The sequence below is a fragment of the Gordonia sp. LMA484 genome (assembly GCF_058129505.1).
In genome coordinates this window covers 1,070,906-1,089,096 of sequence record NZ_CM176700.1, presented here as the reverse complement: position 1 = coordinate 1,089,096, position 18,191 = coordinate 1,070,906, and the positions used below count along the sequence as shown (strand labels likewise).

Annotated in this window: 23 protein-coding genes; 8 read left to right on the top strand and 15 right to left on the bottom strand. The window is 66.0% G+C overall.

All coding sequences use genetic code 11. The features are described from left to right. The first annotated feature begins 212 nt into the window (after positions 1-212). A complete protein-coding gene (locus AC4AMJ_RS04515) occupies positions 213-1,100 on the top strand; it encodes a hypothetical protein (protein ID WP_489917363.1) in 888 nt (295 codons plus the stop codon). Between the two features lie 41 nt (positions 1,101-1,141). Here AC4AMJ_RS04515 and truA read toward each other — a convergent pair whose 3' ends face one another. The 9 genes from truA to AC4AMJ_RS04470 form a co-directional block, all read right to left on the bottom strand. Next, entirely contained in the window at positions 1,142-2,017 is an 876-nt protein-coding gene (gene truA, locus AC4AMJ_RS04510; RefSeq protein ID WP_489917362.1) for a tRNA pseudouridine(38-40) synthase TruA, read from the bottom strand. A gap of 22 nt (positions 2,018-2,039) precedes the next feature. Next, entirely contained in the window at positions 2,040-2,663 is a 624-nt protein-coding gene (rplQ, locus tag AC4AMJ_RS04505; RefSeq protein WP_489896762.1) for a 50S ribosomal protein L17, read from the bottom strand. Positions 2,664-2,724: 61 nt separating this feature from the next. Beyond that, positions 2,725-3,777: a DNA-directed RNA polymerase subunit alpha gene (locus tag AC4AMJ_RS04500; protein WP_489896763.1), complete on the bottom strand. Its 1,053-nt coding sequence runs from the start codon at positions 3,775-3,777 to the stop codon at positions 2,725-2,727. Positions 3,778-3,868: 91 nt separating this feature from the next. Further along, on the bottom strand, positions 3,869-4,474 hold the full coding sequence (rpsD, locus tag AC4AMJ_RS04495) for a 30S ribosomal protein S4 (RefSeq protein WP_489896764.1): 606 nt from the start codon (positions 4,472-4,474) through the stop codon (positions 3,869-3,871). A gap of 24 nt (positions 4,475-4,498) precedes the next feature. Then, entirely contained in the window at positions 4,499-4,906 is a 408-nt protein-coding gene (gene rpsK / locus AC4AMJ_RS04490) for a 30S ribosomal protein S11 (RefSeq protein WP_007616245.1), read from the bottom strand. Further along, positions 4,906-5,274, bottom strand: a complete 369-nt coding sequence (gene rpsM, locus AC4AMJ_RS04485; RefSeq protein ID WP_235725006.1) for a 30S ribosomal protein S13 — start codon at positions 5,272-5,274, stop codon at positions 4,906-4,908. Before rpsM ends, rpsK begins: the two co-directional genes overlap by 1 nt. 257 nt (positions 5,275-5,531) lie before the next feature. Further along, the gene (gene rpmJ, locus AC4AMJ_RS04480; RefSeq protein ID WP_005207978.1) at positions 5,532-5,645 is read right to left on the bottom strand and encodes a 50S ribosomal protein L36; all 114 of its coding nucleotides are present in this window, start codon (positions 5,643-5,645) and stop codon (positions 5,532-5,534) included. 74 nt (positions 5,646-5,719) lie between these two features. Continuing rightward, on the bottom strand, positions 5,720-5,941 hold the full coding sequence (infA, locus tag AC4AMJ_RS04475) for a translation initiation factor IF-1 (RefSeq protein WP_005170487.1): 222 nt from the start codon (positions 5,939-5,941) through the stop codon (positions 5,720-5,722). A 273-nt stretch (positions 5,942-6,214) separates the two neighbouring features. Continuing rightward, complete coding sequence (locus AC4AMJ_RS04470) at positions 6,215-7,414, bottom strand: FAD-dependent monooxygenase (protein WP_489917361.1); 1,200 nt, start codon at positions 7,412-7,414, stop codon at positions 6,215-6,217. Between the two features lie 71 nt (positions 7,415-7,485). Between AC4AMJ_RS04470 and AC4AMJ_RS04465 the strand changes: the two genes are divergently transcribed. From AC4AMJ_RS04465 to AC4AMJ_RS04450, 4 genes are all read left to right on the top strand, one after another. Next, positions 7,486-7,947, top strand: a complete 462-nt coding sequence (locus AC4AMJ_RS04465) for a MarR family winged helix-turn-helix transcriptional regulator (RefSeq protein ID WP_489896766.1) — start codon at positions 7,486-7,488, stop codon at positions 7,945-7,947. Between the two features lie 127 nt (positions 7,948-8,074). Further along, a complete protein-coding gene (locus AC4AMJ_RS04460) occupies positions 8,075-8,416 on the top strand; it encodes an iron chaperone (RefSeq protein WP_489896767.1) in 342 nt (113 codons plus the stop codon). A gap of 90 nt (positions 8,417-8,506) precedes the next feature. Beyond that, positions 8,507-8,893 carry a phage holin family protein gene (locus AC4AMJ_RS04455; RefSeq protein WP_489896768.1) on the top strand — a complete coding sequence of 129 codons (387 nt, stop codon included), beginning with the start codon at positions 8,507-8,509 and terminating at the stop codon, positions 8,891-8,893. Beyond that, positions 8,890-9,621, top strand: coding sequence for an SIMPL domain-containing protein (locus tag AC4AMJ_RS04450; RefSeq protein WP_489896769.1), 732 nt, complete (start codon positions 8,890-8,892; stop codon positions 9,619-9,621). Before AC4AMJ_RS04455 ends, AC4AMJ_RS04450 begins: the two co-directional genes overlap by 4 nt. On the opposite strand, the gene AC4AMJ_RS04445 is transcribed toward AC4AMJ_RS04450, so the two are convergent. After that, a complete protein-coding gene (locus AC4AMJ_RS04445; RefSeq protein WP_489896770.1) occupies positions 9,602-10,120 on the bottom strand; it encodes a flavodoxin domain-containing protein in 519 nt (172 codons plus the stop codon). The genes AC4AMJ_RS04450 and AC4AMJ_RS04445 overlap by 20 nt on opposite strands. A gap of 80 nt (positions 10,121-10,200) precedes the next feature. Beyond that, entirely contained in the window at positions 10,201-11,061 is an 861-nt protein-coding gene (locus tag AC4AMJ_RS04440) for an LLM class F420-dependent oxidoreductase (protein WP_489896771.1), read from the bottom strand. Positions 11,062-11,119: 58 nt separating this feature from the next. On the opposite strand from AC4AMJ_RS04440, the gene dtd reads away from it, so the two are divergent. Genes dtd through AC4AMJ_RS04425 form a run of 3 tightly spaced genes read left to right on the top strand, consistent with a single transcriptional unit; the run spans position 11,120 to position 13,189 of the window. Further along, positions 11,120-11,569, top strand: coding sequence for a D-aminoacyl-tRNA deacylase (gene dtd, locus AC4AMJ_RS04435; protein WP_489896772.1), 450 nt, complete (start codon positions 11,120-11,122; stop codon positions 11,567-11,569). 32 nt (positions 11,570-11,601) lie between these two features. Continuing rightward, the gene (fdhD, locus tag AC4AMJ_RS04430) at positions 11,602-12,462 is read left to right on the top strand and encodes a formate dehydrogenase accessory sulfurtransferase FdhD (RefSeq protein ID WP_489896773.1); all 861 of its coding nucleotides are present in this window, start codon (positions 11,602-11,604) and stop codon (positions 12,460-12,462) included. Positions 12,463-12,466: 4 nt separating this feature from the next. After that, a complete protein-coding gene (locus AC4AMJ_RS04425) occupies positions 12,467-13,189 on the top strand; it encodes a TIGR00266 family protein (protein WP_489896774.1) in 723 nt (240 codons plus the stop codon). A gap of 20 nt (positions 13,190-13,209) precedes the next feature. Here AC4AMJ_RS04425 and AC4AMJ_RS04420 read toward each other — a convergent pair whose 3' ends face one another. The 4 genes from AC4AMJ_RS04420 to secY all read right to left on the bottom strand — a co-directional run bounded on the left by AC4AMJ_RS04420 (position 13,210) and on the right by secY (position 18,165). Continuing rightward, the gene (locus tag AC4AMJ_RS04420) at positions 13,210-15,324 is read right to left on the bottom strand and encodes a bifunctional lysylphosphatidylglycerol flippase/synthetase MprF (RefSeq protein WP_489917360.1); all 2,115 of its coding nucleotides are present in this window, start codon (positions 15,322-15,324) and stop codon (positions 13,210-13,212) included. Between the two features lie 134 nt (positions 15,325-15,458). Then, a complete protein-coding gene (map, locus tag AC4AMJ_RS04415) occupies positions 15,459-16,253 on the bottom strand; it encodes a type I methionyl aminopeptidase (protein ID WP_489896776.1) in 795 nt (264 codons plus the stop codon). 35 nt (positions 16,254-16,288) lie between these two features. After that, positions 16,289-16,843 carry an adenylate kinase gene (locus AC4AMJ_RS04410; protein ID WP_489896777.1) on the bottom strand — a complete coding sequence of 185 codons (555 nt, stop codon included), beginning with the start codon at positions 16,841-16,843 and terminating at the stop codon, positions 16,289-16,291. After that, complete coding sequence (secY, locus tag AC4AMJ_RS04405) at positions 16,840-18,165, bottom strand: preprotein translocase subunit SecY (RefSeq protein ID WP_489896778.1); 1,326 nt, start codon at positions 18,163-18,165, stop codon at positions 16,840-16,842. Before secY ends, AC4AMJ_RS04410 begins: the two co-directional genes overlap by 4 nt. Positions 18,166-18,191: the final 26 nt, after the last annotated feature.

Genomic DNA, 18,191 nt, shown 5'->3' with positions numbered 1-18,191 from the left:
CGCCATGCGCGAACTCCGCCGTCTTCCCGCCGCCGGTGCGTGTAGATCCGAGGACCGACCCGTTCGGCGAGGGCGGACCGTAGAGAACAGTCGACATCGGGCGGCTCGTCGTCCATGCGCGAGCCGTCGATGACTCCAATCAGCACTGATCGATTGCCCGATCGTTGTAGGCTCTGACCCACAGCGTGCAAGTATTGCCCCTGGGAGTCCTGATGGAATGGCTGCGCAATGTCCGCGTACTACCGATCGTCGCCATTCTGGCGGCGTCAACTGCTGCGACACTGGGGAGTCCGGGTCAGTCGTCGGCGGCCGAGATCGTTCAACCGTCGACCGTCAGCCTCGAGCCCCGGTCGACCGTCGGATTCGAGCCCCGGCCGGTCGCCGGGCCGCCGCCGGGAGCCATCATCTTGGGGATGGCAAAGAACCAGTGGGAGTACTGCGTGCTGCTCTGCCCACCGATGATCGAGTTCGCGATCACTGTGCCGACTGCGGCGTTGCGCGCTCCCGATGTGTACGCCACAGCCCTGGCGGAGACCGGATCCGACAGCCGGGCAAAGGGTATCGCGTTGGCAACGGTGACCGGTCCGGCGAGCAGCGGGATCACCGACATGTTCGGCCACGATATCGCGATGGTGGTACCGAAGGTGAAGAACGTCATGGGAGTGGCAGCCGTCGAGATGATCAATGTTCTCGACACTGCCCGTTCGGGTGGCACACCTGATCAAGTCGGTGCGGCCTACGATGCGGGGCGCACCCGGATTCTCGACGCCGTCCAAACGCCGATGATGATGAACCCGCCGGACCTCAGACATCCGGAGACCAAGGCGCAGGCCGCCGCCGTCAACGCCGTCGACATCGGATGGACTGTGGGCTATGTGGTGCCGGAACTGATGCTGATCGGCGGTGCCGCCTCGGCCGACAAGGCTGCGAACACCCTGGCCGCGACGGGCGACCCCGACCAGGCACGGGCCGCGGGGACTGCAAGCCTCAATCAGGTCCTCAACAAGGTGGGTGACGTCATCACCGGGGCGATCCAGAATCGCCGGGTACCGGAGACGCCCACCGGCGCGCCACCCGCGAGCGATGCCGGCGCGCGGTGAGATCGATGTGCTTGCCCTCACCGGCCACGAGCTGATCGCGTTCAGCCGCCGCAGCACCCTCCGGAAGACCGCACGTCCCTGGTGATCTCGTTGCGGGCCGCGAGTTCGTCGTCGGCGGGATAGTCGACGCCGGTCAGGCACAGGCCGCGGGCCTCGGCGACGGGGATGCGGCTGTTGCGGGTGGTCTCGGTCAGCAATCCGACGCACCACTGCCCATCTCGCCGGCCATCCCCGACACTCGCAACGGCGCCGACGAGCGAGCGGACCATCGACCAGCAGAACGCGTCGGCGCTGACCCGGCCGATCAGCACTCCGCCCGGCCCTTCCGTCCAGTCGAAGTGCTGCAGATCGCGGATCGTGGTCGCGCCTTCGCGTCGCCGGCAGAAGGCGGCGAAGTCGTTGAGACCCACCAGCGACCGCGACGCTGCGTTCATCGCCTCGATGTCGAGCGGGCGGCGCCAGGTGGCGGTGGTGCGAGCCTCGACGGGCTCGGCACCGAACGGCGCGTCGGTGAGGCGGTAGCGATAGTGCCGGCGCAGGGCCGAGAATCGGGCGTCGAAGTCACCACTGACCCGGGTTATCTGCCGGACACGAACGTCGTCGGGCAGCATCTTCGCGAGCCGGCCGACCAGCCGAGAAGGATCACCCGCGATGGACCTGGCGGCCAGCGCCGATTCCGGGACGTCGGTGTGTGCGACCTGCCCCGTGGCGTGGACACCGGCGTCGGTGCGCCCGGCGACGGTGAGCCGGACCGGCACCCGCACGATGGTGCTGAGCGTGTCCTGCAGCACCCCGCAGACCGTGCGCTGCCCCACCTGGGTTGCCCAGCCCGCGAAGTCGGTGCCGTCATAGGAGACGTCCAACCGCAGACGACAGAACCCGCCGTCACCTGATGTGGTGACGGCGGGTTCTGGCAACTGATCTGCGCTCAGACGACGACTACTTCTTGTCGCCGTCGACGTCTGCGTCGGCAGCTTCGGCGTCGGCAGCGGTGGCGGCGGAGGACTCGTCGTCGACGGCCTCGGCAACGGCCTCGGCGTTCTCGACCTGAGCCTCGGTGGCCTCGGCCTCAACGGCCTCGACCACGTTGTCGGCCTCGGCAGCGTCCGACTCGGCGACGACCTCTTCGGTGGCGTCGAGCTTGTCCTCGGCGGCCTTCTTGGAGGCGGCGACACGGGTCGCGCGGCTGGCCTCGCTCGATGCGGTCGTCTCACGCACCAGCTCGATCACGGCCATCGGGGCGTTGTCACCCTTGCGCGGCAGCGTCTTGATGATGCGGGTGTAGCCGCCGTTGCGCTCGGCGAAGAACGGACCGATCTCGTCGAACAGCGTGTGCACGATGTCCTTGTCACGGATGTCCTTCATCACCTGGCGACGGTTGGCCAGCGAACCGGCCTTCGCGTGGGTGATCAGCTTCTCGGCGTACGGACGCAGCCGTTTCGCCTTCGCTTCGGTGGTGGTGATACGGCCGTGCTCGAACAGCGACGTGGCGAGGTTCGCCAACATTGCCTTCTGATGGCTGGCCGACCCGCCGAGGCGGGCACCCTTGGTGGGCTTGGGCATTGTCTTCTCCTAGAAGAAACTCACGATCTCACGACCGGAAGTCAGGGTTTTGGCGACAGCCTTACAGCTGTTCGGTTTCAGCGAAATCCTCACCGGAATCGGCGTCGAAGGACGCGTCATCCGACCACGTACCGGTTGCCGGGTCGTATCCGGCGACCTGCGACGGGTCGAAGCTGGCCGGGCTGTCCTTGAGCGACAGACCCAGCGCGTGCAGCTTGACCTTGACCTCGTCGATCGACTTCTGCCCGAAGTTGCGGATGTCGAGCAGATCCGACTCGGTCCGTGCCACCAGCTCGCCGACGGTGTGCACACCCTCGCGCTTGAGGCAGTTGTAGGACCGGACGGTCAGCTCGAGATCCTCGATCGGCAGGCTGAACGACGCGATGTGGTCGGCCTCGGCCGGCGACGGCCCGATCTCGATGCCCTCGGCCTCGACGTTGAGCTCCCGAGCGAGCCCGAACAGCTCGACCAGGGTCTTGCCCGCCGAAGCAAGCGCGTCCCGAGCGGTGATCGAGTTCTTGGTCTCCACGTCGAGCACGAGCCGATCGAAGTCGGTGCGCTGCTCGACACGGGTGGCCTCGACCTTGTAGGTCACCTTGAGCACCGGCGAGTAGATCGAGTCGACCGGAATGCGGCCGATCTCGGCTCCCGACGCCTTGTTCTGCACGGCCGGCACATAGCCGCGGCCCCGCTCGACGACGAGCTCGATCTCGAGCTTGCCCTTGTCGTTCAGGGTGGCGATGTGCAGGTCAGGGTTGTGCACGGTGACGCCGGCCGGCGGGACGATGTCGGCGCCGGTGACGGTGCCCGGACCCTGCTTGCGCACGTACATGGTGACCGGCTCGTCCTCTTCGGAGCTGACCACGAGGCCCTTGAGGTTCAGGATGATGTCGGTGACGTCTTCCTTCACTCCGGGGACGGTGGTGAACTCGTGCAGGACACCGTCGATCCGGATGCTGGTGATCGCGGCGCCCGGGATCGAGCTGAGCAGGGTACGACGCAGCGAGTTACCAAGGGTGTAACCGAATCCCGGCTCGAGCGGTTCGATGACGAACTTCGACCGGTTCTCGGCGATGATCTCCTCGGTGAGGGCGGGTCGCTGTGAGATGAGCATTTCTGTGTTTTCTCCTTTGGCCTACCGCTATTTGAAGGCCTCGAGGGTGAAACCGAACAGCCTTGTGGCTGTTGGCTGGACTGCTCGAGAACTACTTGGAGTAGAACTCGACGATGAGCTGTTCCGTGAGCGGCACGTCGATCTGGGCGCGCTCGGGCACCTGGTGCACGAGGATGCGCAGGGTCGACGGAACCACCTGCAGCCAGCCCGGAACCGGACGGTCGCCCTGGATCTCCTTGGCGATCTGGAACGGGACGGTCTGCAGCGACTTCGGACGGACGTCGATGATGTCGTACTGGCTCACGCGGTAGCTGGGCACGTCCACGTTCACACCGTTGACGGTGAAGTGGCCGTGGCTGACCATCTGACGGGCCTGACGACGGGTCCGGGCCAGGCCGGCGCGGTACACGACGTTGTCGAGACGGGTCTCGAGGATCTTCAGCAGCTCGTCGCCGGTCTTGCCGTTACGACGGTTGGCCTCTTCGTAGTAGCGACGGAACTGCTTCTCCATCACTCCGTAGGTGAAGCGGGCCTTCTGCTTCTCCTGCAGCTGCTGCAGGTATTCGCTCTCCTTGATCCGCGAACGGCCGTGCTGGCCGGGCGGGTAGGGGCGACGCTCGAACGCCTGGTCGCCGCCGATGAGATCGACGCGCAGACGACGGGACTTCTTTGTTGCGGGGCCGGTATAACGAGCCATGGTTTTCTAGTCCTCCCTTTCCCGCTAGACCCGACGCCGCTTGGGCGGACGGCAACCGTTGTGCGGCTGCGGGGTGACATCGGAAATCGTGCCGACCTCGAGACCGGCGGCCTGCAGCGACCGGATGGCGGTCTCACGACCCGAACCCGGTCCCTTGACGAACACGTCGACCTTCTTGACGCCGTGCTCCTGGGCCTTGCGTGCAGCGTTCTCGGCCGCGAGCTGAGCCGCGAACGGAGTGCTCTTACGCGAGCCCTTGAAGCCGACGTGACCCGACGACGCCCAGCTGATGACGTTGCCGTTGGGGTCGCTGATCGACACGATGGTGTTGTTGAACGTCGACTTGATGTGTGCGTTGCCGTGCGGGACGTTCTTCTTATCGCGACGGCGGGTGCCCTTCTTGGGGCCTGCGCTACGTGACTTGGGTGGCATTACTTCTTCTTCCCGGCGATGGTCTTCTTCGGGCCCTTGCGAGTGCGGGCATTGGTCTTGGTGCGCTGTCCACGGACGGGCAGGCCACGACGGTGGCGCAGACCCTGGTAGCAGCCGATCTCGATCTTGCGACGGATGTCGGCCTGCACCTCGCGACGCAGGTCACCTTCGACCTTCACCGAGTTCTCGATGTACTCACGCAGCTTCGCAACGTCTGCGTCGGTGAGATCCTTCGCGCGGAGGTCGGCGGAGAGGCCGGTCCCCTCGAGGATCTCCTTGGAGGTGGTACGACCAACTCCATAGATGTAGGTCAGTGCGATCTCCAGCCGCTTCTCGCGGGGGAGATCCACACCAGCAACACGTGCCATGTGGCGGTTTCCTTTTCTTCTCAGAGGTCTGCTCCCAGTCCGTCCCGAAACTCTTGTCGGGCTCCGGCCTCTGAACCGGAGGTAGGCGACGACCCGTATGTCGGCGCTGGTGCTGGGAGGGCTTCCCACTGTGTTGGCTACAAAATGTTGGCTACAAAATGTTCAGCTCTGTTTTCGTATTCAGTTGTTCTGTATCCATCGCCCGTTCGCTCTCGCTCCCGGCGCGACGCTCAAGCGACCACGAGGGTTGCCAGTGATCAGCCCTGACGCTGCTTGTGACGCAGGTTCTCGCAGATCACCATGACCCGGCCGTTACGGCGGATCACCTTGCACTTCTCGCAGATCGGCTTGACGCTCGGCTGAACCTTCACGTCCGCTTCTCCTTGACTGGTCCAGGCACGACAAAGCCGCACCCGATCTGTCCTCGCCCCTGTTGGGGGAAGTCTTACTTGTACCGATAAACGATGCGCCCACGACCGAGGTCGTACGGCGACAGTTCCACGACGACCCGGTCCTCGGGCAGGATGCGGATGTAGTGCTGCCGCATCTTGCCGCTGATGTGGGCGAGAACCTTGTGACCGTTCTCCAGCTCAATGCGAAACATCGCATTGGGCAGGGGTTCGATGACTCGTCCCTCGACCTCGATGGCCCCGTCTTTTTTCGCCATGTCCTCCGCGATCCTGGCTTCTGGTCCACCGAGACCGCGAAGCGATCCCACGACGTGAAGCCGGGTTGAATCCGTGTTTATCCGTTAGTGTGATGGCACTCCGATCATCACTGACCGGACCCACCGGTGGTGACCCATGCCGGACCCGCTGTTCCGCGGCCGGAAAGCCGAGGACACGCAGAGACCGGCGCGCGACGCACACCGACGTTCTATGTTACGCGAACTGCCAGTTCAGACCAAACCGCCAGGATCTCGCGCGCAGCACCCCACGTGTCACGAGCCGATCGACGCATTCGGGTCGAGTCGGACGCGGTGATCGAACATCCAGGACTGTGATCGCTCGGTAACGACATAGCGGAAGATCAGCCGCATGATCGCGTCGTTGAGCACCCTCCGCAGGCCGCCGGGCGTCTTGGTGCTGCTGGCCCGTGCCCCGACGGCGACGATCTTCTCGACGCGTGCCCGCCGTGCCGCCTCGAACGTCGCGAACCCGTCGTCGACGCGATCAGCCCCTGCCAGGCAGGACGCCAGCACCACGGCGTCCTCGAGTGCCATCGACGCCCCCTGCCCCGAGCTCGGCGCCGGCGCGTGGATCGCGTCCCCGACCAGTCCGATCCGACCGCGGTGCCAGACGGGCACGGTCGGCAGGTCATAGGTGTTGTCGCCGGCGAGCTCGAGTTCACCGGCGACGATGAGGTCGGCGAAACCTCCGTCGTCGCCGGAGGCCAGCTCGACGAGCAGGGCGCGCCACTGCGCCTCTGACGTCCGCGCTCGCTCGGACGGCGAGATCGGCTCCCGGGGCACGTTGGCGAACCACACCACGTCGCCTGCGGGTGTCGGCAGTGCACCGAAGAAGGCGCGGCGCCCGAAGACAAACGTCCAGGACTCGGCACGCAGCGCCGCCGCCATCGACGTGCCGCGGGTGATCCCGCCGAAGTTGGTGAGCCCGACGTAGCGCCCTCGCGGAGTTGCCGGGTCGATGGCGCCACGGACCACCGAATGGATCCCGTCGGCGCCGATCAGCAGATCTCCGGTGCACCTCTCGCCGTCGGCGAGGGTGACCACGACCCCGCCGGTGGCCTGTTCCACGGCAACGGCACGGGCCCCGTGCCGCACCTCGATCCCGCGTGCCGCGGCTTCGCCGACCAGCGCGGCCGCGAGTTCGGACCGTTGGAAGGACAAGGCCGGCGTGCCGTCCGGCAGGGGCGAGCCGAGCGAGAGCATCCCGAGTTCATTACCCGTCGCACCCATCATCAGGTTGTGACGCGTCGGCACGCCGAGAGCACGCACCGGGTCGAGCGCGCCCAGCGCATCGAGCGCCGCCAGCCCGTTCGGTGAGATGGTGAACCAGGATCCCACCGGCCGCGCCGACGCGGACCGGGACTCCACCACGACCGCATCGACGCCGACGGCCCGCAACGCCATCGCCGTCGCCGGCCCGGCGATTCCGCCGCCCACGATCACCGCGCGCATGTCATCATCCCTTCGTACGAAACTTGTATGATTCGAAAATCGAATCTTTCACTTATCGAAAGGAAAGCACGATGGCGACGCCCCGTCAAGAGGCGATGGATGCCGTCGGCCGTGCACTGCAGCGTTATCAGCGCACCGTGCAGTCATTCGACGACGCGGTAGGGCGACGCCTCGGGGTCGGGCCCGCGGATCTGCGCTGCCTCGACTGGCTGAGTGAAGGGCCGCGATCGGCCGGTGAGCTGTCCGTCGCGACCGGTCTGCGACCCGCCGCGACGACCGCACTCATCGACCGGCTGACCGACAAGGGATTCGTGCGCCGATCGCCCTCGCCCACCGATCGGCGGCGGGTCCTCGTGGAGCTGACAACTGCAGGACAGCAACAGATCTGGGATCTCTACGGCCCGATGGTCGCCGATGGCCAACACCTCTTCGACGACCACTCGACCGCACAACTGGACGCGCTGGCCCGTCTGCTCGGCGAGATGACCGACCTCACCGAGCGCCATCGTGCTCGCGTCGAGGGCGCCGAATGATCACCACGGTCGCGAAACAACCTGCGCCGCATGCCGTCAACCCCGTAGATTGACCCGCGTGGGCGGACCACTCGTCGGGACCCGCACCCGCCTCTTCGATGGTCCCGGCAACTCATAGAGGAGGCCGATGGCAACCATCGACGACTACCTGACCGGACTCGCCGACGACGATCGGCAAGCGATCGAGCGGATCTATGCGATAGCGCGCGAACTCGTGCCGGACGCCGAGCAGGGAAAGGGATACGGGATGCCGGCCCTCACCTACCAGGGCAAACCGTTGCTCTCGGTGATGCGGACCAAAAAGCACATCGGCATCTATCCGTTCAGCGCGGACGCGGTCGCGGCCGCGGCGCCGATGCTCGACGGCTTCGACGTCGAGAAGGGAACGATCCGATTCCAGCCGCAGACTCCCCCGCCGGCGGAAGCGATTCGAGCGCTGGTGTCCATTCGCCGCAGCCAGATCGGGTAGGTGCCGGAGCCATCTCCATGCACCGCCGACCCCGCGACCCGGCACGAGCGAAATCCGGGACGACGTCCACCGACCTGGCACACTGTGCCCATGTCCGCGTTCTTGATCCGTTCCGCATTCACCGGGTTCGCCCTGTGGATCGCGACTTTGATCGTTCCGGGGCTCGATTTCGTCGGGGGGTCGACGGGCTGGCAGCAGTTCGGCATCGTCGTGGTGGTCGCCCTGATCTTCGGTGTGGTCAACGCCTTCATCAAACCCGTCGTCCAGATCCTCTCGATACCCCTGTACATCCTGACCCTGGGTCTCATCCACGTCGTGATCAATGCCTTCATGCTGGAGATCACGGCCTGGATAACCCGGAACACCACACACTGGGGCCTGGAGGTCGACAGCTTCTTCTGGTCGGCCATCTTCGGCGCCATCGTGATCTCCATCGTCGGCTGGATGGTCGGTCTACTGCTCAAGGAGCCGGTGTGAGTACCCCGCGACGACCGGCGCGTCTGTTCGCGCTCCTCGCCGCCCTGTCCATCGGCGCACTGTCGCTGGCGGCGTGTGGCGACGACGGTGGCGGCGACAAGCCCCGAACGGTGACCGTCGTCGGCAATGGAAAGGTCACCGGGACACCGGACACCCTGCACGCCGATATCGGGGTGCAGGCAACCGCCGACGATGTGTCCGGGGCCCTGAACGAGACCAGCACGAAGGTCACACAGGTGACCGACGCCGTCGTCGGTGCCGGGGTCGACCGCAAGGACATCCAGACCCAGCAGGTCAACCTCAGCCCGCAGTATTCGTCGCCGGCGCCGGGCGGGACCAGCCAGATCTCCGGGTATCAGGCCACCAACACCATCCGGGTCACCATCCGTGACATCGGCAAGGCCTCCGACGTCCTGGCGGCGGCGGCGACCGCCGGCGGAGACAACACCCGGATCAGCAACGTCGGCTTCAGCATCGACGACGACTCCGAGTTGATGAAGCAGGCCCGGGAGGCCGCCTTCAACGACGCACGTTCCCGCGCGGAGCAATACGCGTCGTTGGCCGGGGATTCGCTCGGCAAGGTGCAGACGATCACCGAGCAGACCAGTGGACAGGACCAACCCGTGCCGCTGCAACGCGATTCCGTCGCGTCCGCGGCTCCGGTGCCGGTGGAACCCGGCCAGCAGACGCTCAGCTTCTCGGTGACCGTCACGTATGCGCTGAGCTGAGCTCCGCGGCGATACCGTCCGCCCACTGCCGGATGGCGTCCCAGTCGCGGGTGTCGCGGAACGCCTCCGGTGTGTTGCGGGCCATCGACTTCTCGATGAACCCGTGCGGATCGTCCGGAACGCGACCGGCGAAGACCTTGTGGCCCCTCACCCCGGCCGATTCCGCGAGCTCGAGGACCTTATGCGGTTCGAGCCATTTCGAGTCCTCGTCGAGTTGCTCTTCGGCATGCTCGCCGGTCGGCCCGGAACTGAAGATCCAGAACGGCATCGTCGCGAGCTCGTCGTGGTGCTTTTTCAGGAAATCTCGCGCATGTCTGCGCCAACGTCCCGTGTACACGGCGCTGCCCAGGACCACGGCCTGATAGCCGTCGCACCCGGTCTCACCGGCCTCGAGACAGTCGACGTCGAGACCACGGTCACGCAGTTCGGCGGCGATCGCCTCGGCGATCTCGGCAGTCGAATGATGCTTGCTGGCGTATGCGACGAGAACTTTCGACATGATGTCATCGTCACTCGCCGCCTCACGTCGGACCAGGGCCCAACGTCACATCGTTCGGGGCCAGGTGTTGTCCCGCGTGATCAGACCGTCGAGCCGGCCCCGAGAATCGCCGCGACTTCGACTGCAGGCGCCGCTGAGCCGAGCACCTGGATGGCGACGTGGTCGGCGCCCGCGGCCAGATGTTCGTCCACGCGGGCGCGCACCAGTGCGGCATCGCCGTGCGCCACCAGCGCGTCGATCAGGTCGTCGCTGCCGCCGTCGGCGATGTCGGCGTCGGTCCAGCCGAGCCGTTTCAGATTGGACGTGTAGTTGCGCAGATGCAGGTACGGCTGGTCGACGGGTGGACGACCGACGGCACGCGCGGCGGCCGGATCGGTGTCGACAACGACCTTGTGTTCGGGCGCGAGCAGCACACCCGCCCCCAGCTCATCCCGGGCGACCTCCGTGTGCGCCGGGGGCGTCAGATACGGGTGCGCACCGAGGGCACGATCTGCCGACATCCGCAGCATCCGGGGTCCGAGCGCGGCGAGCAGGCGGCGCTCGACCGGTACCCCCTTCTCGTCGAGCACATCGAGATACTCGCTGACCGCGTCGTACGGCTTGCGGTACTCGGCGATCGCCTCGGGATGTCCGGCACCGATCCCGAGGTAGAACCGACCGGGGAAATCCGATTCCACCTCGAAGAACTCGTCCGCCATGGCGGCGGCGTCGGTGTTCCAGATGTTGACGATTCCGGTCGCCACCGTGACGGTCTCCGTCGCGTCCAGGATCGCGCGGACCGGCGTCAGGTTCTTCGGCGAACCACCGAGCCAGATCGCGCCCAGACCCAACTCTTCGAAACGACGTGCCTCGTCGGGGGTGAACCGGTCCCACCGACCCCAGACGCCGTGGCTACCGAAGCGTGCGATGTGTGTTGACCTGTCGATGTCGTCGCTCGTCATATGCGGCACAACTCATCGCGGGCGCCGAAGATTCCACCGACATGGCACGCTATGGCCCATGCGTGCAGTGATCCAACGCGTCAGCCAGGCATCGGTCGTGGTCGACGGCGATACGGTCGGCGAACTCGACCTCGCCGACGGACGTCAAGGGCTGGTCGCGCTCATCGGTGTGACGCACGTCGACACCGTCGAGCAGGCCGCGAAGCTGGCCGACAAGATCTGGCGCCTGAGAATTCTGGACGGCGAGGACGGCCGCGAGAGTTCGGCATCCGATGTCGGCGCACCGATACTCGTCATCAGCCAGTTCACCCTCTACGCGAACACCGCGAAGGGACGGCGACCCTCGTGGAACGGTGCCGCCCCGGGTCCGGTGGCCGAACCACTCGTCGACGCGGTCGCCGACGCGCTGCGCGACGCCGGCGCGACGGTGGCCACCGGCCGATTCGGCGCGCACATGGAGGTCGCGCTCATCAACGACGGACCGGTCACGCTCATCCTCGACGTCTGATCACGCATCGTCGGATCGGTAGTCTCGACACCGTGGGACGTATCACCGCCCGACGACGGGTGACCAGGATTCGACGTGACGCACCGGCCTCGGTGCGCGCCGACGTCCTGGCCGTCGAGGAGCCGCTGGAGATCCGGGTGAACGGCACCCGGCTCTCGGTCACCATGCGCACACCGGGCAGCGACGTCGAACTCGCGATCGGGTTCCTGGTCTCCGAAGGTGTGATCACCAGCGGAGCCGACATCGAACTGGCCCGATACTGCGCGGGGGCCACCGACGAAGGCGTCAACACCTACAACGTGCTCGACGTCGTGCTCTCCCCCGGTGTCGCCCCACCGGCCCCCGAGCTGAGCCGCAACTTCACCACCAGCAGTGCGTGCGGCGTGTGCGGTAAGGACAGCATCGAGTCCGTGACCACCCGGTCGCACTTCGATCCAGCCGCCGACCCGATCGTCGTCGACGCCGGGATGCTGCTGGATCTCCCGGCCCGCCTGCGTGCCGGACAGGCGGTCTTCGACAAGACCGGCGGTCTGCATGCCGCCGCGCTCGTCGACGGCCATACCGGCGACATCCTGGTGCTCCGTGAAGACGTCGGGCGCCACAACGCCGTCGACAAGGTGATCGGGTGGGCGACGGCAGAGCATCGACTTCCCTTGCGCGGTCACATCCTTCAGGTGTCCGGACGTGCCAGCTTCGAACTCGTCCAGAAGTCGGCGATGGCAGGTATCCCGGTGCTGTCGGCGGTGTCGGCACCGTCGTCACTGGCCGCCGAGCTCGCCGACGAGCGCGGCATCACGCTGGCCGGCTTCGTGCGAGGCGACTCGATGGTCCTCTACACGCGACCCGACCGGGTCGATACCGACACCGAGCACGCCTCTGCCGCATTAGGCTGAGCGGGTGCAGACACGGATCACCGGCACCACGATGCCGGTCCTGGAACTGACCCTCGACCCCGGCGAACACATCATCGCCGAGGGCGGTGACGTGGCCTGGTTGACACCTGGTTTCGACATGGAGACATCGACCGCGTTCGGGTCGGGCGGCAAGGGCGGATTCATGAGCGGCCTCAAGCGCATGCTCGGCGGCGGCCAACTCTTCCTCACCAAGTACACCGCACCGTCGCGTGGTGGATTCGTCGCCTTCGCGGCCAGCATGCCCGGCCAGATCCGGCAGTTGCAGATCGACGCGGCCGACGAATTCATGGTGCAGTCGGGCTCGTTCATGGCGAGCACCAACGACGTCGAAGTATCCGTGGGCATACAGAAGAAGCTGGGCGTCGGCGTGTTCGGTGGCGCAGGGGTGGTGTTCCAGAAGCTGTCGGGGTCGGGCGCCGCCTGGGTGCAACTGTCCGGCGAACTCGTCGAATACGATCTGGCAGCGGGCCAGTCGATGCTGGTTCACCCTGGTCATCTGGCCCTGTTCCGAGGCGAGATGACCCTGGACTTCGCCAAGATCAAAGGCGTCAAGAACAAATTCTTCGGCGACTCGCTGTTCCTCGCCGAAATCCATGGCCCCGGCCACATCTGGTTGCAGTCGATGACCCCGGACAAGCTGGCGGCAGCCCTGGAACCGTATCTGCCCAAGGACAACTCGCCGTCGGTGTCGACCGGGAACAACTGACGGTCACACTCTCGACGGGTTCACCCGTCGCCCGAGGTCGCCAGCCGGACCAGCTGTCCCGGTGTCGCATCCGGCAGGTAGGCCCGGCTGATGGCCAGGCCGATGCGCGGCAGGTCGGCCTCGTCGCGGTAGGCGAGATACACCGGTTCGTAGCGCGGATTGAACTTCTTCTTGAACACGTGCAGCGAGCGGAATCCGTAGAACGGCTCCATCGCCGCCCCGAGACTGTCGAGCACACGGTCCATCCGTTCCGGTTCCGGCTCGTCGTCGCTGTGTGCAAGCGGCGCTCCCGACAGCGAGAGGAACTGTGCCCCCTCCTGTTTGAATGCCACCGCCGATGATGCGATCAGGTATTCGATGACCGGGCCGAAACCATCGGTCCGACGACGCATGATGTCCAGGGTCCATCCCCGAGCCTCTCCGCCCGGAGCGAAGACGGGCAGCCACGACAGCACGCCGTGCACGCTGCCATCCTCGTCGAGGGCCAGCGCCACCCGGACCTCGGGATCCATCGCCTCCTCGACACTGCCCAGGGTGAACCCCATCTCGGGCAACCCCTTGTCGCCCACCCACTCCTCGGAGATCGCCCGTACCTGGGCCTTGATCGAGAAGGATTCTTCGGCCAGTCGGGTCAACCGAAACGAGATCGCCTGCTTCTTTGCCTTGTTCAGCGCTGACCGCACGTGCTGCCACTTCTTGCCGGTGAACTCCAGCCCGGGCAGGTCCACGATGGTGTCCTCGGCGATCTGCACACTGCGCCAGCCCAATTCCTCTGCCGTGCGGGCCGTGTCGGTTCCGACGGAGAACCAGCACGGTGTCTTCCCACTGTGCTCGGCCAGATCGATGAACCCCTGCACCGTGGGCCCGAGGTCTTCCTCGTCGCACACCGGATCGGCCAGAGCGAGCAGGGTTCCCACATGATTCTGATAGGCGACGACCCCGGACCCGTTGTCGGAGAACAGATACTCGTTGCCCGGCCAGGTGATCATCCAGGACATGGTGCCGCCGCCGTGCACACGCAGCAATTCCTTGACCGCGTCCACGGGGTCATTGCCGCCGGTGGGCCCCACATGGCGAACCCGCCAGGGCACCCGGAACGCGAAGCGGCCGGGGATCAGGATCGCCAGGACCACGGCCCACAACAGCGATGTGCCCACGGTGACGGTTCCCTGTGACCCGAAGTCTCTGGTGATCGCGACGAGCACCAGCACGATGACCGTCGCCACCACGTTGAGCGAACCGATGATCACGGCGACCCACCAGGCCCAGCGGCGCCCCCGCCGCAACTGGTCGGCGATCAGCACGTTGATGGCGACGCCGATCAGCATGGACCACAACGAATCGTCGTCGGTCGCGTCGGTCGGGCCCAGCGGCCCGCTGGTCGGGAAGAACCACACGACGAGACTCGCGGCCGCGATGATGAGGATGCCGACGCACCCGAGCATCCGCACCTCGCGCCTCGTTCTGGGAAACAGTCCCTTCTCGCCGGTGCTGAGCCATCGCTCACCGACGAAGATCATCAGCACGACGGCGATGACATACTCCGCGGTCGCCAGCGTGCCCTCGAAGAGGAAAGTGATCGCGACCGCTGCGGCGAGCAACGCGCGCAGACGAAGTCGCCACGGCGAACGAAGGGTTGCGGTTGCCGCGGCGACCGCGCACACCACCATCGTCATCGCACCGACGGTCCGGGCATCGCCGAGTTCACGCGCCCACTGCCACGACAATCCACCCCGAGTGAGCAGCCAGAACAGCAACGCGCAGAGCAACTCGACGACGACGAGACCGCCGACGGCGACAGCGAGCACCCGGGCCGTACCCAACCGCCATTCCGCCCAGCCGATCCCGACGGCGATCGCGATCAGTGCGACCGCGTATGTGCCGGGACTGGTCTCCACGACCGCCGAGGTGAGCAGCGTCCACCATTTCTGGTCGGCCAGCGACGGAACACCGAACGCGACGTCGGCGTACCAACCCTTGTCGGGCGCCTGACCCCACAGCGCTCCTGTCGCGATTCCGAGCACGAGCACCGCCAGCCACAGCACGATGGTGAACGGGACCCGTCGGACCGTCGCCGTCACCGACGCCGCGAGATCTGATGCCGTTTCAGGCTCTGCAATGTCGGCCGTGTTCATCGCTCACCGTCCGATCCGCCGGGCCCGACGGGCTCGTGGCGCCACCGGGAATCGATCTCAAGTGGTCAGCGTAACAATCGGCGGGTCGATCGGGTGGCGAACCGAGTCAGGCCGCGGCCCAGCTCGGCAGCGGCTCAGCTCGGACGGGTGGTGAGAATCCTCGGTCCGTCGCCGGTGACCACGACGGTGTGCTCCCAGTGCGCCGAGCGAGACCCGTCGTCGGTGACCACGGTCCAGTCGTCGTCGAGCACGGATGTCTCCGTCGTCCCGAGCGTGAGCATGGGCTCGATCGCCAGGGTCGAACCCACCACGAGAACCGGACCACGATTGGGTTTGCCCTCGTTCGCGAGGAACGGTTCCATGTGCATCTCGCGGCCGATCCCGTGGCCGCCATAACCGGAGACGATGCCGAACTGCCGACCGAACTTCTGCTCCGCGGCGCGAGTGCCCATCTCGATCGCGTGCGAGATGTCGGTGAGGCGGGCGCCATCCACCATGGCGGCGATACCGGCCTCCATCGATATCCGGGTGGCCTCGGACAGTTCGGCGTCGGCGGTGGACAGTTCGCCGACCCCGAAGGTCCAGGCGGAGTCACCGTGCCAGCCGTCGAGGATCGCGCCGCAGTCGATCGATACGAGGTCACCGTCGGCCAGGACCACGTCCGCCGAAGGGATGCCATGCACCACAACGTCGTTCACCGAGCTGCAGATCGAACCGGGAAATCCGTGATAGCCCTTGAACGATGGGACGGCGCCGGCCTCCCGGATGACTGCCTCGGCCACCTGATCGAGGTCGAGCGTGGTCACGCCGGGCGCGGCGGCCGCGCGTACGGCGACCAGGGCGGCGCCCACGACAGATCCGGCCGCAGCCATGGCGTCGACCTCACCGGCCGTGCGGAACGGGACCGGCTTGGGTTTGCGAAATGCCATGGGTGCGACCGATATCTGTCGTCAGTGAATGTGAGTCAGGACACACCGGCGCCCAGCGCGCTGAGGACGCGCTGATGCACGTCCTGCACGTCGCCGACCGCGTCGATGGTCTTGACCTCGGTGCCGTAGTACTCGAGCAACGGGGCGGTTTCCTTGGTGTAGACCGCCATCCGGTTGCGGATGACCTCTTCGGTGTCATCGGCGCGCCCGCGGGCCATCATGCGATCGACCACGACGTCGGTGTCCACCTCGAACGACAGCACCGCGTCGAGGCTGGTGTCGAGCTTGGCGAGAATGTCGGCGAGCGCGTCGGCCTGCTCGGTCGAGCGGGGGAAGCCGTCGAGGATGAATCCCTTTGCGGCATCCGGCTCGGCGACGCGTGCGCGAACCATGTCGACGGTGATCTCCGAGGGGACCAGGTCACCGGCGTCGAGGTAGCGCTTGGCCTCGATGCCCACCGCGGTGCCCTGGGAGATGTTGGCACGGAACAGGTCTCCAGTGGAGATGTGCGGAATGCCCAGGGCCTCCGAGAGCAGTTCCGCCTGGGTACCCTTGCCGGCGCCGGGGGGGCCGAGAATGACGAGTCTCACTTGAGGAATCCTTCGTACTTGCGTTGCATCAATTGACTGTTGACTTGCTTCATCGTGTCCAGACCCACGCCGACCATGATCAACACGGCCGTGCCCCCAAATGGCAGGTTCTGCACACCACCGCTGTTACCGATCTCGAGGAACAGGTTTGGCAGTACCGCGATGATACCCAGGTAGATCGAGCCCGGCAGTGTGATGCGGCTCAGCACATAGCCGAGGTAGTCGGCGGTCGGGGATCCCGGACGGATGCCGGGGATGAACCCGCCGTACTTCTTCATGTCGTCGGCACGCTCTTCCGGATTGAACGTCACCGCCACATAGAAGTAGGTGAAGAAGATGATCATCAGGAAGTACACGAGGATGTAGACCCAGCTGCCGGGGTCGGTCAGGTACTGATTGATGTAGCGCTGCCAGGTCGACTGCGTGCCGTCCGATCCCTGCGTCAACTGCAGGATCAGCTGCGGCAGGTAGAGCAGTGATGAGGCGAAGATCACCGGGATGACGCCGGCCTGGTTGACCTTCAGCGGCAGATATGTCGACGATCCGCCGTACATCTTGCGGCCCACCATGCGCTTGGCGTACTGGACCGGGATACGGCGCTGGCCCTGCTCGATGAAGACGACGCCCGCCACGATCAACAGGGCGGCGAGGCAGACGAGGCCGAAGACCAGACCGCCGCGGGTGTCGAGGATGTTCTTGCCCTCGGCCGGGATGCGGGCAGCGATACCGGCGAAGATCAGCAGCGACATACCGTTGCCGACGCCCCGCTCGGTGATCAGCTCACCGAACCACATGACCACACAGGCACCGGCGGTCATCACGAGCACGATGATCCCGAGACCGAAGATGGACTGGTCGTTGATGATCTGATCGGCCTGCGAGCAGTCCTGCAGCAGCTGGCCGCGATCGGCCAGCGCGACGATGCCGGTCGACTGCAGCAACGCCAGGGCGACGGTCAGATAGCGCGTGTACTGCGTCATCTTCGCCTGGCCGGACTGGCCTTCCTTGCGCAACTGTTCGAAGCGCGGGATCACCACGGTGAGCAGCTGCACGATGATGCTGGCGGTGATGTAGGGCATGATGCCGATCGCGAAGACCGACAGCTGCAGCAAGGCGCCGCCGGAGAACATGCTGATCAGCGAGTAGATGTTGGCCGCGCTACCGTGCGACACCTCGTCGATACACGCGTGTACGGCCTTGTAGTCGACGCCGGGGGACGGAATGGTCGCACCCAGTCGATACAGCACGATGATGCCGACGACGAAGAGGATCTTCTTCCTCAGATCGGGCGTCCGGAAGGCCGCGACGAGGGGGGAAAACACTAACTCCTCCTAGGAACGACCACGCG

Bases quoted from the DNA above. Each gene is read 5' to 3' on its own strand.
- AC4AMJ_RS04515 (WP_489917363.1), top strand. From the start codon at position 213: ATGGAATGGCTGCGCAATGTCCGCGTACTACCGATCGTCGCCATTCTG.
- AC4AMJ_RS04455 (WP_489896768.1), top strand. From the start codon at position 8,507: ATGTCCGCGTTCTTGATCCGTTCCGCATTCACCGGGTTCGCCCTGTGG.
- rpsD (WP_489896764.1), bottom strand. From the start codon at position 4,474: ATGGCTCGTTATACCGGCCCCGCAACAAAGAAGTCCCGTCGTCTGCGC.
- infA (WP_005170487.1), bottom strand. From the start codon at position 5,941: ATGGCGAAAAAAGACGGGGCCATCGAGGTCGAGGGACGAGTCATCGAA.
- AC4AMJ_RS04500 (WP_489896763.1), bottom strand. From the start codon at position 3,777: ATGCTCATCTCACAGCGACCCGCCCTCACCGAGGAGATCATCGCCGAG.
- rpsK (WP_007616245.1), bottom strand. From the start codon at position 4,906: ATGCCACCCAAGTCACGTAGCGCAGGCCCCAAGAAGGGCACCCGCCGT.
- rplQ (WP_489896762.1), bottom strand. From the start codon at position 2,663: ATGCCCAAGCCCACCAAGGGTGCCCGCCTCGGCGGGTCGGCCAGCCAT.
- dtd (WP_489896772.1), top strand. From the start codon at position 11,120: ATGCGTGCAGTGATCCAACGCGTCAGCCAGGCATCGGTCGTGGTCGAC.
- AC4AMJ_RS04420 (WP_489917360.1), bottom strand. From the start codon at position 15,324: ATGAACACGGCCGACATTGCAGAGCCTGAAACGGCATCAGATCTCGCG.
- AC4AMJ_RS04465 (WP_489896766.1), top strand. From the start codon at position 7,486: ATGGCGACGCCCCGTCAAGAGGCGATGGATGCCGTCGGCCGTGCACTG.
- AC4AMJ_RS04470 (WP_489917361.1), bottom strand. From the start codon at position 7,414: ATGCGCGCGGTGATCGTGGGCGGCGGAATCGCCGGGCCGGCGACGGCG.
- rpsM (WP_235725006.1), bottom strand. From the start codon at position 5,274: ATGGCACGTGTTGCTGGTGTGGATCTCCCCCGCGAGAAGCGGCTGGAG.
- map (WP_489896776.1), bottom strand. From the start codon at position 16,253: ATGGCATTTCGCAAACCCAAGCCGGTCCCGTTCCGCACGGCCGGTGAG.
- AC4AMJ_RS04440 (WP_489896771.1), bottom strand. From the start codon at position 11,061: ATGACGAGCGACGACATCGACAGGTCAACACACATCGCACGCTTCGGT.
- AC4AMJ_RS04460 (WP_489896767.1), top strand. From the start codon at position 8,075: ATGGCAACCATCGACGACTACCTGACCGGACTCGCCGACGACGATCGG.
- AC4AMJ_RS04445 (WP_489896770.1), bottom strand. From the start codon at position 10,120: ATGTCGAAAGTTCTCGTCGCATACGCCAGCAAGCATCATTCGACTGCC.